Origin of the sequence: Quyinboa ferrireducens (assembly GCF_042436675.1) — a bacterium.
Lineage (GTDB): Bacteria > Bacteroidota > Bacteroidia > Bacteroidales > UBA5342 > JBHJHP01.
On record NZ_JBHMVA010000015.1, the window covers coordinates 1 to 16,877 of the forward strand.

15 protein-coding genes are annotated in these 16,877 nt (G+C 36.0%); 7 read left to right on the forward strand and 8 right to left on the reverse strand.

Translation table 11 applies throughout. The features are described 5' to 3' along the window. Positions 1-145: 145 nt before the first annotated feature. The 7 genes from ACE01N_RS17120 to ACE01N_RS17150 all read right to left on the reverse strand — a co-directional run bounded on the left by ACE01N_RS17120 (position 146) and on the right by ACE01N_RS17150 (position 7,391). A complete protein-coding gene (locus tag ACE01N_RS17120) occupies positions 146-1,714 on the reverse strand; it encodes a LamG-like jellyroll fold domain-containing protein (RefSeq protein WP_380591681.1) in 1,569 nt (522 codons plus the stop codon). A gap of 38 nt (positions 1,715-1,752) precedes the next feature. After that, a complete protein-coding gene (locus tag ACE01N_RS17125) occupies positions 1,753-2,256 on the reverse strand; it encodes a hypothetical protein (protein ID WP_380591683.1) in 504 nt (167 codons plus the stop codon). 71 nt (positions 2,257-2,327) lie between these two features. Beyond that, the gene (locus ACE01N_RS17130) at positions 2,328-3,146 is read right to left on the reverse strand and encodes an FISUMP domain-containing protein (protein ID WP_380591685.1); all 819 of its coding nucleotides are present in this window, start codon (positions 3,144-3,146) and stop codon (positions 2,328-2,330) included. A 186-nt stretch (positions 3,147-3,332) separates the two neighbouring features. Further along, the gene (locus ACE01N_RS17135; RefSeq protein WP_380591687.1) at positions 3,333-4,040 is read right to left on the reverse strand and encodes a LytR/AlgR family response regulator transcription factor; all 708 of its coding nucleotides are present in this window, start codon (positions 4,038-4,040) and stop codon (positions 3,333-3,335) included. 50 nt (positions 4,041-4,090) lie between these two features. Beyond that, positions 4,091-6,157, reverse strand: a complete 2,067-nt coding sequence (locus ACE01N_RS17140) for a sensor histidine kinase (protein ID WP_380591689.1) — start codon at positions 6,155-6,157, stop codon at positions 4,091-4,093. A 129-nt stretch (positions 6,158-6,286) separates the two neighbouring features. After that, the gene (locus ACE01N_RS17145) at positions 6,287-6,892 is read right to left on the reverse strand and encodes an SET domain-containing protein (protein ID WP_380591691.1); all 606 of its coding nucleotides are present in this window, start codon (positions 6,890-6,892) and stop codon (positions 6,287-6,289) included. Positions 6,893-6,956: 64 nt separating this feature from the next. Further along, positions 6,957-7,391, reverse strand: coding sequence for a cupin domain-containing protein (locus ACE01N_RS17150; RefSeq protein ID WP_380591693.1), 435 nt, complete (start codon positions 7,389-7,391; stop codon positions 6,957-6,959). Positions 7,392-7,597: 206 nt separating this feature from the next. Here ACE01N_RS17150 and ACE01N_RS17155 point away from each other — a divergent pair, with 206 nt between their 5' ends. The 5 genes from ACE01N_RS17155 to ACE01N_RS17175 are packed head-to-tail and all read left to right on the forward strand — an operon-like array spanning position 7,598 to position 13,338. Next, positions 7,598-8,287 carry an ABC transporter ATP-binding protein gene (locus tag ACE01N_RS17155; protein WP_380591695.1) on the forward strand — a complete coding sequence of 230 codons (690 nt, stop codon included), beginning with the start codon at positions 7,598-7,600 and terminating at the stop codon, positions 8,285-8,287. 2 nt (positions 8,288-8,289) lie between these two features. Continuing rightward, entirely contained in the window at positions 8,290-9,558 is a 1,269-nt protein-coding gene (locus ACE01N_RS17160) for an ABC transporter permease (protein WP_380591697.1), read from the forward strand. A 3-nt stretch (positions 9,559-9,561) separates the two neighbouring features. Then, complete coding sequence (locus ACE01N_RS17165; protein WP_380591699.1) at positions 9,562-10,845, forward strand: ABC transporter permease; 1,284 nt, start codon at positions 9,562-9,564, stop codon at positions 10,843-10,845. A gap of 41 nt (positions 10,846-10,886) precedes the next feature. Further along, positions 10,887-12,014: an efflux RND transporter periplasmic adaptor subunit gene (locus ACE01N_RS17170; protein ID WP_380591701.1), complete on the forward strand. Its 1,128-nt coding sequence runs from the start codon at positions 10,887-10,889 to the stop codon at positions 12,012-12,014. A 7-nt stretch (positions 12,015-12,021) separates the two neighbouring features. Next, on the forward strand, positions 12,022-13,338 hold the full coding sequence (locus ACE01N_RS17175) for a TolC family protein (protein WP_380591703.1): 1,317 nt from the start codon (positions 12,022-12,024) through the stop codon (positions 13,336-13,338). A gap of 17 nt (positions 13,339-13,355) precedes the next feature. On the opposite strand, the gene ACE01N_RS17180 is transcribed toward ACE01N_RS17175, so the two are convergent. Beyond that, a complete protein-coding gene (locus ACE01N_RS17180) occupies positions 13,356-14,828 on the reverse strand; it encodes a glycoside hydrolase family protein (RefSeq protein ID WP_380591705.1) in 1,473 nt (490 codons plus the stop codon). Positions 14,829-15,215: 387 nt separating this feature from the next. On the opposite strand from ACE01N_RS17180, the gene ACE01N_RS17185 reads away from it, so the two are divergent. Next, positions 15,216-15,689, forward strand: a complete 474-nt coding sequence (locus tag ACE01N_RS17185; protein WP_380591707.1) for a T9SS type A sorting domain-containing protein — start codon at positions 15,216-15,218, stop codon at positions 15,687-15,689. 10 nt (positions 15,690-15,699) lie between these two features. Next, the gene (locus ACE01N_RS17190; protein WP_380591709.1) at positions 15,700-16,788 is read left to right on the forward strand and encodes a fibrobacter succinogenes major paralogous domain-containing protein; all 1,089 of its coding nucleotides are present in this window, start codon (positions 15,700-15,702) and stop codon (positions 16,786-16,788) included. The last annotated feature ends 89 nt before the right edge of the window (positions 16,789-16,877 follow it).

Sequence of the window (16,877 nt, forward strand, 5' to 3'; positions counted from 1 at the left end):
TAAAAAGCCATCAATTAATACGGAAGTTATTGATGAACATAGAATTACAAAAAATGCTTAGCTCGAACTCACGTTAATTATATTTGAGGAACGTTTAAATTTATATTAACCAAATCCCATTTACACACTTTATGGGACACTGTCATTATTCCTTTATAAAACGTTGTGTACTAAGAATTTTACCGTTCTCGTCTTTCAAGACAAATAAATATAATCCGCTCTTTATACTTTTAATATTGATTGTTGCGGATTCAGTGTTTAATTTATTTTTATAGACTTTCTGTCCAATCTGATTGATAATACTGATATCAGCTGTTTTATTAATGTTAGATTTAATATTAATTATGTCATTTGTAGGATTTGGATAAACAATTAAGTCAAATTCATTTTTAACATTAATAATGCTTGTCCATCCACCTTCATGATATAAATCATTAATCTCTGTAATTGTCAGAGCCTTATTATATAATCGACAGTCGTCTATTTTGCCTTTATATCTCAGGTAATTTCCATTGTCATCACCTGCTATTAATGATAAAGTTCCTGATAAAATGTTTCTTGTATCATTAGTAGTTGCGACAACTTCATTATCAACAAAGTAATTTGAAGAAGTTCCATCATAAGTCATTACCAGCATATGCCAGCCACCAACTTCAATAGGATCAGTGCCTTTGGGAACTATTTCTTCGGTATCAGTAAAATTAATTTTCCCATAGGGTAAATTGTTTGCATCTAAAGCCAAATAAAATGATTCGTTATTGTTTGGACCGCCCCATTTTGAAAAAATAAATTGAATATCTCCTTGTTTTTCAGTATTGATCCATGCTATTAGAGTAAGCTGATCTGTAAAATTCTGGCTTGAGTTATGACCAAACGCGATATTATCATTCTCTCCGTCAAAACTATATGCAGAATTTTCATTTCCAAAGCGATCGGTTGTCAATGTTGCTCCGTTTACTGTTCCATCATTTCCATTGCCACTTTCATCATTTGCATTTCCATTAAATGGATAATATGCTACTAATCCTTCAACTCCGCTATCCCATCCACCTTCATAGTATAAATCATCAATTTCCGTTGCAGCCAATGCTTTATTGAATATGCTAATATCATCTATACTTCCATTAAAATAACCTAATGAAGTTTCTCCCTTCCTTCCTATTGCAATTCCTCCTGTTGATTGAGTTAATAATGATACATCATTCTCAGTTTCCAAAACTCCATCAATATATATTTTCCAATTACCGTTATCATACACTCCTACTACCATATGCCATGCACCAATCTCTGATGTTGATGAGGAATATGCTTCATGTTGTGTATGATGTCCAAACAAATATTCGTTATTGTTATCTATGGTTAATCCGTAATCCCATACAGTATTATTTGGTGCTTTTGTCACTATATTCATCGAAGCATCTTGTATGGATGGTTTTACCCATGCAACTAGAGACAATTGTCCTGTCGGATCAATATTAAAGTCCTCACTATAGGCTATTGAAATATATTCATCTGTCCCGTTAAATTCATATGCAGAATGTTCATTTCCAAAGCGATCAGTTGTCAAAGTTGCTCCGTTTACTGTTCCATCATTTCCATTGCCACTTTCATCATTTGCATTTCCATTAAATGGATAATATGCTACTAATCCATTTTGGGCAAATAATTGACCAATTAAAAATAAGAAAGTCAAAATTGTAATATTCCTTTTCATAATTATTTAATTTAAGTTAACTAATATGTTTTTCGTTTTCAGTTTTTTCTAATGAGAGCCAAAATTGATGTATAGTAGGTAGATGATGTTCTTGATATTCCACCATATTTTACGATACAATTCTGGGATGTATTTGAAACATTGGGTTGAGAAGTAAATTTTATTCTGCTCCAATCGCCTGCAGAAGGGGATATTGCATTACTATCAGAGTTGGTGTCCCCACCGTAAGTATCATCTCTGAAGGATGTAAAAACATCAGGATTTATGGGAGTTTCTCGAGGATTTAAAATGCTATTAATAAAAATATCGTACCTGTAATACGAGTATCTTTCTTGTATTCCTAGTTTTATAACAACACTAGCTTCAATATTTAATATTACTCCATTATCATTTGTAATGTCATCCATTATATGATGAGGCGAATTAGCATACGACCAAATTGTATTTTCAGTTATATGTCCACGGACCTCGGTTTGAGCTTGCAAATGAAATAATGAAATAGATAATGAGCCAATAAAAATTATTGTTTTAAAAGTTTTCATGAGATAATATTTTAGATCAATATATGAGTAAACTAGATTTTTGCATCTTAATCTATTTTTATAAAAAGATACTATTCTTTGATACAACGGACCGAAAGTCCGGATGACTTACGGAAAAGAACCTGGCCCAAACTGGCCTTGTTGTATGAAAGAAATCGAATAAAAATATAATGGCTTATTTTATCCTCCGAGCTACTCCACCAATAGCCATTTTCGCCTACATTAAGAAATGAACCATTGGCAAAGTATCGGTAGCCACCTGGTAAAGCTGAAAAATTACTTGTATTATTATCTTCGGAATGATTACCTATAGTTCCATCTTCCGAAAAACTATTCCAACCTGTTTTAGAAGCCATGGCTTTGTCTATTTTGTCTCTCCCTCCTAAACAGGTGTCACCATGATTTAAGTTGTTATCTGCCAGGTAATTCTCTAAAATAGCCCATTCTGTTTCATTTGGCAGGTGCCAACCATTAGGACATATACCCTGAACAGGGTTTGTGCCATCAAATGGCTTCCCATTAGTAGCTGCTGCATAAGTGTAAAGTGCCCCGTAAATATCCTTGTTTGCAATATCATCGTTATACCAACAATATGCTTTGTCTGTATTATCATCGTCTAAAGCTGCCCAGTCTGCGTCTCCTGTAACAGGTGGAACAGGTGTGCCATTTGCATACTGAGTCACAGCAAGGTTTTCTGCCACCCACCATTGAGTTCCTATTTTAACAGTTTTGTAGGTATTGCCGTCAATATCGGTTACAGTACCGGAGTCTATTGGTAATTTCTCAATAGGAATTGATTTTTGTTCTTTTTTATTAAATATTACCTCCTGTGAATATATAGCTGAAAATAAAAAGGCTAAAACGTAAATTAACAGACTTCGGGTTTTCATGAGATAATATTAGATCAACAGATTATGTCGTTATTTATTATCAAAAGTTATTTAATAACCAGGGAATAATCAATGCCTTTATCCTTTATTGTATAAAAGATAGGTGCTGTTTCATTAAAGAGTATTATGACTGTATAAAGTATAGGCGTAAAGGAGAGATATGACAAGAAATAATATCAGAATAATTTATTCTTTAAAGAATTTTGGAGAGTATTTTAAACTGATGATATGCCCGTTGTTTGCCAGGCTGCAAGCTTTTTTTCTTCTGTCCAGCTCTGTCAAAAAATCCAAATTAATAATGAAATAGCGACTAATTCGTTTAAACTTTGGATGATTGATCTGTTGTAAAAGCGTATTTAGATTCAGGCACACAACTTTTTTTGAGTTGTCAGTTAAATACAGTGTTGAATAGTTGCCGTCAGATTCGCAATAAACTATTTCGTCAGGTGGGACTAATATAAATCCGGTTCGTGTATTAAACCTGATCTTTGGATGAAAATGATTCAGGATATGTAATAAATCGGTTTTAATAGTATCTTTTTCTTTTTGCGACATAAATTTGTTAACAGCTATTCTTAAATCTTCGGCTTCAACAGGCTTCACCAAATAGGCAAGTGCATTGGTTTTGAAGGCTTCAATGGCATAATTTTCAAAGGCTGTAACAAATATTATATAAGTTGATATATTATTCAAACTTAAATACTTTATAACATCGAAACCATTATTTTCATTTAACTGAATATCAAGGAAGATCACATTCGGTTTAAGTTTACCAACCTTATTTGTAGCATCCTCGAAAGAGTTTGATGTTGAAATGATATTTATTTGCGGAAATTCTTCTTTTAATATCATGGATAAATACACGATGGCTTCAGGTTCATCATCGATTATCATCGCTGTGATATTTTGGTTCTTATGTTCCACTCGGCTTGTTAAAGAGGATTTTATACAGGAACTATAATTTCTACTTTTGTTCCTGAACTTTTTCCGTCTTTATACAAATCTATAAATTTATAGCTGATTTTGTGTATGTTATTTTGATTATGTAATGCTATAAAATCGTTTATGGTTTTAATGCCAAGGCCTGTTCCCTGGGTACCTGTCCTTTTAGATTCTTTACGGCCAATGCCGTCATCAGTTATTTCAATGGTAATTATATTTTTTCTATGTCTTATTTTCAGTTCAAGATTTCCTTTTGATCTTTTCGATATTAAGCCGTGTTTAATTGCATTTTCAATGTGGACCTGTAAAAGCATTTTTGGTATTTCTATATCCAAATCAACATTTTCTGATATGTCAACAACATAATTAAATACATCTTTAAATCTGAAATTCTGTATCTCTATATAATTATTGATCATTTTTAACTCTTCCCTAAGAGGAATTAAAATTTTTTCGGTGTTCTGTAAGCTTGTTCTGAATAAATTAGAAAATTTCATAAATATATGATACGCTTCTTCATTTCTGCCTTGCTTTATTACAGATGCAATATTGTTGAACGTATTTAAGATAAAGTGTGGTTCCAGTTGGTTTTTAAATGTACGTATCTGTAATTCACGTATTTTATTTTGCAAATCGTATCTCTTTCTTATGCGTGATTCAATAATTTTTGTGAATAGGGTTATCAAAGAAAAAGTTACAAAAAATAATGCCAGGTAAAACAGAAATCTTAACCAATAATAAGGATTCTTTGAGAATTGATAAATATAATATTCTCCTGTAAGTGTTGTGATAAAAAACTTGTTTTTACCGTATCGTATTCCCTGAGAGGCATTGTGTAATTTAGAATCGAAGCTGAAAGTTTTATACCATCTGAAGTTATCACTAAAAAGGTAAAGTTTGTTGTTGCTGAGAAAAAGAACCTCATTGGTTCCGTCATCGTTGTAGTCAAAATTATCCATAAGGGACAGGTCTGTGGATAATCCTAATTTATAGGTTTTTACAATTTTTAGATCGCTGTTGAACTCCATCAAAACAGATGGTTTTATTTGAGTAATAAAATTCCCTTTTTCATTTTTGATAAAGAATTTCCCTGTTCTTTCACAATTGTTGCAAAGTAAGGAATCAATAAGATGGCCATGCAAATCAATCTTGTACGCTCTGAAGGGGACACATTCTGAACTTGCAGACATGAAAGCGGCGATAATTTCTTTTTTGCCGCTATTCTCGACAACCTGAGTCATTAAACTACTTTGTATGCCTTCAAAAAACTTTATGGGTTCAAAATAGTATTCTAAGTCTGAATTGAATACACTTAGATAAGGAGCCGGTTTGTTATAAAGTAAATTTAAATCTGATCTTATGGGTCCAACACTTCCATTAGTTATGATTTCTAATTTATTGTCATTATTCAGGTCATAAAATTGAAGGTCGTTACTACTGCTACCGGAATTTTCGGATCTTCTAATTTCTTTTGTTTTCGGGTTCACCAGAAAGATTTGTCTTGGTAAAATAGAAAAACCGGCGTTAACAGGAAAAATTAGTTCTTTGCTGCCATCATTGTCAACATCTAAACAATGCATTTTTATATATAATTGGTAGTCTATTAAGTTATCTCCATAAGTATGTATCTTACAAAGCGGCAAGGAATTGATTTTACCAATGGAAGGAGTTAGATTCAGCCAGGTTAGGTAAAGACTGTCATTGTGATAAGAAAACTTATATACCTCTTTGTGCCCGTCATTATCAACGTCTTCAAAGAATAATCGATCGGTTTGAGAGTTGTATCGTTCAGGAAAATTTATTTGGTCAAACATCCCTCCGTTGTTGTCATATATTTGAATTGAGAATCTGTTATTGCCTAAATCTTTAAATGATTCAATTCTTTCCATCTTTCCATCAGAATCCAGGTCAACAAAATGCAATCTGGGATTTGATTTTAATGCCAGACCGGATTCTCCTTCTTGAATCAGTTCACAATTGTATTTATCAAATACTTTAGGAATCAAAAAAGTTATGGGTATAGTAATTATTAGAGCTAAAAACCATATAGAAGTTATAGTCTTTTTCAAAGCAGGTGATTATTAAAATAATAAAATATGATCCTATGGGTTAAATGTTGTACCCCAAAAATAATTTTTCAGGTTTTCAAGTTACAGATTGTTTTTTATTTGTCAAATATTTTTTATTCAATAAAATACTTAAGTAGTTGATTTAATTTGTTTTTCATCAAAATAATTATTCAAAACAGAATCTGCCTGCAATTCACCTGATATGATTTTTTCTACTTTTTCCCACGTTCCGTTTGCGATCAACGGTTTTAAAGGTTGGTCAAGTTTTGTAATCTTGTTAAAGACTTTGGCGATTTTCTTATCCCAGGTACGATGATAGCGAAGCAGATCATCAGGATAGACCATTTTGCGTTTTGTACCTTCGTTGGCTGCCCTGAAAGGTTCTACTATGTTCAGATAACCATAATCATCTGTTAATTCTTCTCCCGGTTGAATGTCGCGTATGGCGATCTCAAAGTCGTAGGCTGTTGACAGGCAGTTGGATTTGAAACTGTGATTGATGAAACGGCCGTTATCCCAGCAAAAAATATAGTTACCCTTGTTATTCCTGAATGTGTAATTTAATATAACGGACTGGTAAACCGGTTCCATATTCTGAATTTCCTGAAGCGTAAATTCCCGGTCCAGTTTATCGTGAACCCAGATTATGGTCCCGGCCGGTATGGTTTTGGTGGCAACCACTCCATAGCCAATTTCTTCACTGATGAACTTTAATTCGGTATGTGGGTGTATCATATCAGAACATCAAATATTGTTTTAATTTGTATGGTAATGAATGATACAAATATCTGTAAAAAGTTTATTTCAGATACTTTTTAATGACTAAATATTTTAGTTCGGTATCACCCACATTTTTAATGCCATGCTCAGTGTTTGGGGGACAATAGAAACTGGCATATGGTCCCGCCACTTTTGTTTTACCATCCAGATAAAATTCTGCCGTTCCTTCCAGAACAAAAAAGAACTCATCTTCAAGGTGTTTATGTGGTGGATGTGTTGCAGAATGCGGTGCGACTACGCTCATCTTAAGCGTTCGGCCATCAAGAAATTCCTTATCAGCGAACCAAAACTGATAACCAACTTTTGTTTTGACCGTATCTTCCCATGAAAATTGGGAGACACAGTTTTCAATGGTAAACTGTTTTTGTTTTGTTGGAGCATCAGATTTTTCCTGAGCACTTAAAAATGTGCAGGCTGAAAAAGTAAGAATAAATGTGATGAGTATGTTTTTCATATTGAAAAAAATTAAGAAATAATTTTGTCCAATTTACGTTTTTTTATGGTTAGATGTTGCATACACTGGAATTTTAATTGACGTCGTTTACCGACGAAAACCTGTTGTTTACCTTATTTGATTGTGGCCTTGATTGATGTTGGATTATTTTTGAGGTAAATTGTAACAAATAATTATATTCAACGTAATTCTGTAAAACTCATCATATGGTTACGCTAACCAATATTCATAAATCTTATATTACCGGACATAACCGTCTTCATGTATTAAAGGGCATAGATATGCACATTGATAAAGGGGAACTTGTGTCAATTATGGGATCGTCAGGATCAGGAAAATCAACGCTGCTGAACATTCTCGGGATACTGGATAATTACGACAAAGGGAAATATGTTCTGGGAGGGAAACACATTATTAATATGTCGGAAACGATGGCCGCGCGGTACCGGAATAAGATGGTTGGCTTTGTGTTTCAATCGTTTAACCTGATATCTTTTAAAAATGCGCTTGAAAATGTAGCATTACCACTTTATTATAAAGGAGTAAGCCGAAGAAAACGTAATGTAATTGCCATGGAATATCTTGATAAAGTTGGTCTGCGGGAATGGGCAGAGCATCTTCCAAATGAGATGTCCGGTGGGCAAAAGCAGCGTATTGCGATTGCCCGTGCGCTTATTTCTGATCCTCAGCTTATTCTGGCCGATGAACCAACAGGTGCCCTTGATACACAAACATCGTACGAAGTGATGGAGCTCCTGAAGCAGATTAACGATGAAGGTAAGACTATTCTGATAGTAACTCACGAAAATGACATCTCAAAGATGACCCGTCGTATCATCCGCCTGAAAGACGGATTGATTGAAAAAGAAGAATTTATTGAAGCTCAAACCGTTTAATTATGTTTGATTCCAATATCTGGCAGGAAATTGCCTCAACAATAAAACAGAATAAGCTCCGGACATTTCTAACGAGTTTTAGTGTTTTTTGGGGGATTTTCATGCTCATCCTGCTACTTGGTGCCGGTAACGGATTATCAAACGGTATGAAGGAGAATTTTTCGGATGATGCCACAAACTCTATATTCTTTAATTCAGGAACCACCAGCAAGGCATATAAAGGGTTGAAGCCCGGCAGACGTATCCGGTTTGAAAATGAAGATATTGACAATATAAAAAGGAATTTCAGTGAGGTGAATGATATTTCAGGCCGGTTTTTTCTACCCTGGGGCGAAACCAATATATCATATGGAAATGAATACGGTACTTACCAGGTTCTATCCTGTATGCCCGATTACCAGAAAATTGAAAATGCTGTGATGATGGAAGGCCGGTTCATTAATGATGTGGATCTGAAAATGACCCGGAAATATGCCGTTATAGGCGAGGAAGTAGCTAACAAACTGTTTAATGGCGATGAGCCGCTGGGTAAGTTCATAAAAATAAACAGTGTAATGTTTCGGGTTGTTGGCGTTTACCATGATAAATCTGACTGGGATAACAAGCGGGTTTATGTGCCGATGACAACCGCACAGAAACTGTTTAATGGTGCGAACAGAGTCCATAACATCGCTCTCACTGTGGACGATATGTCGGTTAAACAGAATAAGGAACTGGAATCACGGTTTTTAAAGTACTTTGCTAAAAAATATCAGTTTGATCCGGAAGATAAAAAGGCACTTTATATCAATAACAGGCTTGAAAACTACACGCGTGTTCAGTCGGTATTTCTAGGGATTAAAGCATTCGTGTGGATCATTGGTGTTTTCACAATCATTGCAGGTGTTGTGGGGGTTAGTAATATCATGCTTATTACGGTAAAAGAAAGGACCAAGGAAATAGGAATTAGGAAAGCACTGGGTGCAACACCGGGGAGTATAATTTCACTTATTATACTTGAAGCGGTTATAATTACCGGTATAGCAGGTTATCTTGGAATGGTGTGTGGCATTGGCCTGCTGGAACTGCTTAATATGGCAATGGAGAAAGGTGCGGAGGCTGCACAGAGTCAGCAGGGACAGGGTGGTATGCCTTTCAGTAATCCAACTGTAAACCTTACTATTGCTGGTATTTCAACATTGGTTCTGATTATTTCGGGTGTAATAGCAGGTTATTTTCCGGCAAGAAAGGCAACTAAAATTAAACCCATTGAAGCATTAAGAGACGAATAAGTTATGTATATAAGTGTTTTAGATTCGGATTTCTGGCAGGAGATATGGAGTTCTCTGAAAAAGAATAAACTACGTACGTTCTTAACGTCATTCGGGATATTCTGGGGAATTTTTATGCTCGTTGTCATGGCAGGAGCAGGACAGGGATTGGCGAATGGGATCACTGAAGGCTTTGGTAATTTTGCAACAAACAGTGCTTTTTTCTGGACTCAGCCAACCGGAGAGCCTTATAAAGGTTATAAACGGGGTCGTTTATGGGATCTTACCAACGACGACATGGCCTATATAAAAGAAAATGTAAAGGAGATACAATATATAGCTCCCCGTTTGCAGGGATGGCGACAAAGCAACGGAGATAATACACATTATAATAATAAAAGCGGATCATTTTATATCAAAGGCGATTATCCTTCTTACAGGAATATAGATCCGTTCACTGTTTTAAAGGGCCGTTTTATTAATGATATCGATATCATGGAAAAACGGAAAGTCTGCATAATTGGTGAACGTGTTGAAGAAGTATTATTTGAAAAGGATGAAGATCCGGTAGGAAAATATATCAAGGTTAATGGTGTATGGTTTCAGGTCGTAGGCGTATTCACTCCTGATACACAAATGAATTTTGGAGGTGATAAAAAAGAGTCGGTTTTTATTCCTTTTACAACCTTACAGCAGACTTATAATTACGGGAATGAAGTTCACTTTTTTTCAATAACCGCTAAACCTGGTATTCCCGTTTCGACGGTGGAAGATAAAGTTGTTAAAGTTTTAAAGGACCGGCATGATATTGCCCCGAATGATAAGGATGGTGTGGGGCATGTAAATGTTGAGATGCAATTTAAGCAGATTAATATGCTTTTCTCGGGCATAAATATATTGACCTGGTTTGTGGGGATAATGACGCTGTTCGCAGGTGTAATCGGTGTTAGCAATATTATGTTGGTTATAGTTCGTGAACGGACACATGAAATAGGTATTCAGCGTGCCATTGGAGCCACTCCGGCTAAAATAATTACACAAATTCTGTCTGAGTCCATTGTGCTGACAACCCTTGCCGGATATGTAGGCTTGTTTCTTGCCATGATGCTTCTGGAAGGTGTTTCGTATGGATTAGAAAAGGCAGCTGAAAATCCGGATAATACAATTGTACTGCAGAATCCACAGATTAGTTTTGGTGTGGGTATTGCGTCGCTGATAATACTGATCATTGGCGGTGCATTGGCAGGATTACTTCCGGCTTACCGGGCTGTTAAAATGAAAGCTATAGACGCACTACGCGATGAATAATAATAACTTAAAAGAATAATAAACATAAAAATATAGCCATTATGAAGATCGTTAAAATTGCATTTGGAGTGATTCTTGGACTCCTTTTTATATGGACGTTCTACTTTTTGTATCAAAAATCGCAGAAACCTCCTGTTCAATACCAGATTAAGAAACCTGAGATTGGTAATATCATTAATAAAACGGTTGCAACCGGTAGTGTGGTTCCACGGCAGGAAATCCAGATAAAGCCACAGATATCAGGAATTATTGATGAGATTTATGTGGAACCGGGTGATCATGTTGAAAAAGACCAGGTGATTGCAAGGGTCAAGATTATACCGGATATGGTGAACCTGAATTCAGCAGAATCTCGCGTAAAGCAGGCCGAGATTAAACTGAATGATGCCAAGCTGGATTATGACCGTCAGAAGGAATTGTATGACCGGGAGGTAATTTCAAAAAGTGAATTTCAAAAAGTGGTGACATCGTACAATGCTTCAAAAGAGGAACTGGCTGCAGCCAATAATAACCTTCAGCTTATAAAAGAAGGGGTAATTAAGGACTATGCCAATGCTTCGAATACTCTTATTCGTGCCACTATAACCGGTATGGTTCTCGATGTGCCGGTGAAGGAAGGAAATTCAGTAATTCAGGCCAATACATTTAATGATGGTACTACCATTGCTACCATTGCCGATATGAGCGATATGATCTTTGAAGGAAAGATAGATGAAACAGAAGTTGGGAAGATCAGAAGCGGGATGGACCTGATGTTGACCATAGGTGCCATTGAAGAGAAAAAGTTTGATGCAAAGCTGACCTATGTGGCACCAAAAGGTGTAGAAGAAAACGGGGCCATTCAGTTTGAGATCAAAGCCGATGTAAAACTTAATGAAAAAGACTTTGTAAGGGCTGGTTACAGCGCAAATGCTGATATTGTTCTGGATAAGAAAGACAGTGTAATGACCATTGATGAAAGTCTGGTGAAATTTGAAAATGATACTGCATTTGTGGAATTGTTCAAAGGAGAGGAAGATGGAAGACAAATTTTCGAAAGGAAAGAGATTAAAACCGGTTTGTCAGACGGAATCAAAATACAGGTTTTAAATGGCCTGACTCTTGACGATGAAATAAAAGGCGAAAAGGAGCTGGCCAAAAAGGATAGACCTAAAACCGAAGAAATATAATAGTGTTATGAAGATTAAATATTCAATTATATTGCTGTTTCTCGGTGTGACTTTACTGAGCGCAAAAGCCCAAAAGCTTTGGACGCTACAGGAATGCATCGACTACACCCTTGAGAACAACCTTACGTTACGCATGCAGGAATTGGATGTGAGGGACAAGGCAGTACTGGTCCAGAGTGCGAGAAATCAGATGCTTCCGAATTTGTCTGGTAGTGTGAATATGACTGAGAGTTTTAATTTTTCGGGGTCAAGTGATAATACATATACGCAGGGAAATTCATTCAATACTGGTTTTGGTGCTTCAGCTGGTGTCCCTTTGTTTAATGGTTTTGCTATCCGGAACAGTATTTCGCAGGCAAAAGTCGATCGTGAAGCTGCTGAATATAATCTTGAATCCAGAAAAAACAATGTACTGTTGCTTTTACTGCAAAGCTATCTGGATATCCTTATGAAAAAAGAACTGGTAACTATTGCAGAGCAACAGCTCGCGAGTACACAGAAAGACAAAGAGGCTGTTGAGATTAAATATGAGGTAGGAGAGGTGTCGAAAGATATTTATCTGGAGAATCTGGCTCAGGAAGCCCGTGAAATGGCTACGTTAAATGAAGCCAAAAATAACCTGGCATATTCCAGACTGGTAATGGCTCATATTCTGGATTTGGAGAATCCTGAGGAGTTTGATGTGGTTACCCTGAAGCTTCCAGAAGTAATGGCAAAAGTTGCATTGTATAATGCAGCCATTTTATTCAATGAAACAAAGCTGACATGGCCTGATGTGAAAAGTGCGGAGAAAAATCTTGAAAGTTCGGAATATACGATTGCTCAGGCTAAGTCGGGATATTATCCATCTGTATCTGCATTTGCGGGATATTCGGCCAATTACTACAATACATCAAATTTATCGTTTTCGGATCAGTTAGATGCATTTTCAAGACCATATATGGGCGTGAATATAAGCATTCCGATTTTCAGTCGGTTCACTAACCGGAATAATGTAAAACGCGCAAAATTGAATTACGATGCGATGGATCTGCAACTGGCACAGGTTGAAAATCAGCTGAGGGAAACCATAAAAGAAGCCTATGTTTCGGCAGTGGCCGCGCAGTCAAATTATGAATCTGCACAAAAAACGCTTGATGCTACGAAAGAATCATTTCGTTTTGCCGAAGAGAAATACAAAGTTGGTGCAATATCTCCTTATGACTATAATACCTCTAAGAGTCAGTTAATGCAGGCTGAATCTGAAATGTTACGTTCTAAATATCAGTTTATATTTTCTTCCAAAGTACTGGAATTCTATAAGAATAATACGATCACTTTTTAATATACCAATAAACCTGTTTAATTATGGGTAGAAGTAACCGGTTCAGTTTGGACCGGTTTTTTTATGGTGTCTCCGTTAATTGTTATGGCAGATGTAAAATCATTCAGGTTTAGCAGCGGTGAGTTTGCATTTACCGTATCTCCCATTGTAATGATACCTGTCAATGCAATATTATGAATCAGTTTCGTACTGTCCCATCCTTCTATCTGAATGCGATCATTTCCACGCTCAAACGTTTTTATGTTGTTAAAAGTGATGTTGTGGATATTACCCGGCCATTTCTGAGATCCTTTAAGTCCTGCCAGCTGTTCCGAGTTTTTTAAAACGATAAGTTGTCCTGACGTATATATATTTATATCCTTCAGGGATACATTATATATATCTGTGCTTTGTAAAGAAAAGACAGAAATTGCAGCCTTATCTATTTCTTCATCCCGTACAAATAAAATATCACAATCTGATATTGTAACGTCAGAGATATATTCAGTCATTGTTTCCGGTCCAATGCCAATTGCATTACTGTTGTCAGACCATAACCTGCACTGCGATATGTCGATGGCCGTGCTAGGTAGTGCTGATCCTGGTTCTATTGAATCATTGGAAGCTTCCCGGTTATTCCCGATGCCCTTGATTGCTATTGCGTTGCTGCCACTTCTGATCAGGCAGTTTTTTATGGTTGTCTCCGAGCTGTTCGCTATAATTATGCCTTCACTATTCCAAATTACCGGATTTATTATTGTAGCATTGCTAATATTGGTTTGATCCGATTTGTAAATAAAGATACCATCTCCTTCATGTGGCATTAGAATACTGATACCGGATACAGAAATATTGCTGCAAGCCTCAAAATCTATTACATGTTTGTTGATAGAGTCCGACGGCGGAATAAGAATGCCCTGGCCGTATACTTTAATATTCTCGGCATTTTCAGCCCGGATATATCCCTTAACTATTGCACCTGGGGATAAATATACTTTTCTGTTACTCTCAAGTGTAATTGTATGTTGTTCTTCTGCAGAAATTTCATGCAGCCCAGGACCAAAGAAAAGTGTTCCCGGACTGTTGGGATCAGGAGGATTGATTTGTGGGCGGGAAGCGACTAAATGCAGGGTTCTTCCTCTGTAATCGCCGTTGAGTATTACGGTAAGTTTTGTTGGCTTGTACAGTTTAAAGGTAATTATCCCATTCGACAAGATTTTATATTTTATGCTGTCTGTTGCAGGTAAAAATTTCCATTTGGTAAAACCTGCCGATGGGAAATTGGTGGTAACTTCTATTGAGACTGAATCTGTAAATCCGAAAGTTCCGTAAGAAATGTTGTTTCCGTATCGTGACGGGATAGCAAATAAACCTAAAGGCTTACTGTTAACTTTAACACTAAAGGATTTGGATGTAGTAACTGTCGGCGGAACAGCTTGAATAAAAACTTCAGCGTTAATGTTTTGATAAAATATAATAAAGGTTATACCAAGTATTTTTAGGATTTTCATAAAACTTGCTTTCTGCAAATATATGAATTTGTCCTAATTCTTTGATCTTCAATTTTCTAGTTATAAATAATAATTTAACGTGAGTAAAAATTAATGTTAAATTAACACAGTTATGGCAATATTGTTAAATTAATGTTAATTAAAGGTGTTTTTAACTAAAATTAAATAAATTATTGAAAATGAGCTACTTGGAAATATCGTGTTTTAAAACATGAAGAATTGCCTAAATCGATTCAAGTGTGTAAATGTCATATTTACAGCTATTTAGGGTTACCTGACCTCGTGCGGGCAGTTTTATGTTAAATAAATATTAAAAAAATGTTTTAAAAATATTGTTTAATTTAATTTAATGATCTATATTTGTTATGTGAATATAAATAAAAGGCCATGAAGAGAATAGTAAATTTAATATTGGGAATAGTTCTTTTTTCAGGAACAATGGCTGCGCAAGATATGTTTGTTTCTTCAGGAGCAGAAGGAAAATCAGCAAAAGCATCTTTAACATGGGTTGTAGGCGGTGGAATTTCTGCCAATCAAAATGATGCATCACCTGTTTTAACACCAGACATTTATGAAAACCAAAAAATAGCATTGAGTTTAAAAAACAGTCTGCCTGCTGCAGAGATTAGTGTCTATCCTAATCCGGCAACAGAATATGTAAATATTCATATGAAAAATAATCAGTTGAAGGGAGGACATGTAGTTATTTCTGATTTATCAGGTAAAAATGTGTTATCAGAAGAATTAAATTCGGAGAAAACAAGTTTGTTGCTTACATCACTTGCATCAGGTGTATATACTGTAAATACGCTGGATAAATTTGGTAATATATCCGGATCGGTAAAAATTGTAAAAAAATAAATTTCAAAGCATGAAAACAAGATTACTTATAGTAGCTTTAATCGCAGTAACGTCATTTGCTGCTGTGGCGCAATCAGTACCTGGATTCAGTTATCAGGCTGTTGCAAGAGACGCTGGAGGTGATGTCATTGCCAATCAGAAAGTTGGCATTGAAATCAGTATTCTTAAGAATTCTGTGGTTGGTGAGTTGGCCTATGTTGAGGAATTTTCTCCAACGACCAATAATTATGGAATTATAAATCTGACTATCGGAACAGGTCATCCAACTTTTGGATACTTTGAAGATATTGACTGGTCGGTTGGTGAATATTTTGTAGGTGTAGCAATGGACACTGACGGAGGAACTGATTATGTGGATATGTCCACCAGTCAGCTTTTAAGCGTGCCCTACGCCATGTATGCAAAAAGTGCATCAACAGCTCAGTCTGTTGATGGTGTGGATGCAAAAACGATTACTGATCTTAAGAAAAGCCTGGCGGATGTACAGACTCAGCTTAAATCTGTAAAGAAAGAATTAATGGGTACAGGTTTGGAAGATACAAGAGATCCGAACTTAACTGTTTGGTATGATACCATTACTACAAATGATGGCAATAACTGGATGGCAGATAATCTGAAAGCAGAGATTTATACAGATGGTACACCTATTCAGAACGTAAAATCATATAATAACGATCCATTAGTTGCTGTAGACTATGGTTACCTGTATACATATGATGCAATTATAGCAGAAGGTAAAAATATCTGTCCTGACGGATACCGTATGCCTACCAGTGCGGAATGGAGTGTGTTGTTACAGAAATACGGTGGATCTGCATTGGCAGGAAGTTCTTTAAAAGAGACCGGAACATTTCACTGGAATGTTCAGGCGAATGGTGTAACCGGATCAGCTGAAACTGAAATTATTCCTGCCGGAATGGTGGCATCAGATGGATCAAGTACAGGGCTTGGGGCCAGGGCTTATGTTTGGACCGGTGAAGAATCTGCTGATAATCCTGATTATGCTGTAGCTTATCAGTTTAATGCTGAAAATAACCTGGTTATTAAAGTGAACATTAAAAAAGACGCAAACATATCAGTCAGGTGTATTAAAGAATAGACAATCGTTCGATGTAAAAATATATTTTGAGGGTTATTGACCTTGAGGTAGTAGGATGAGGTAGGACCGCTGGAGGGCGGTCCTTTTTT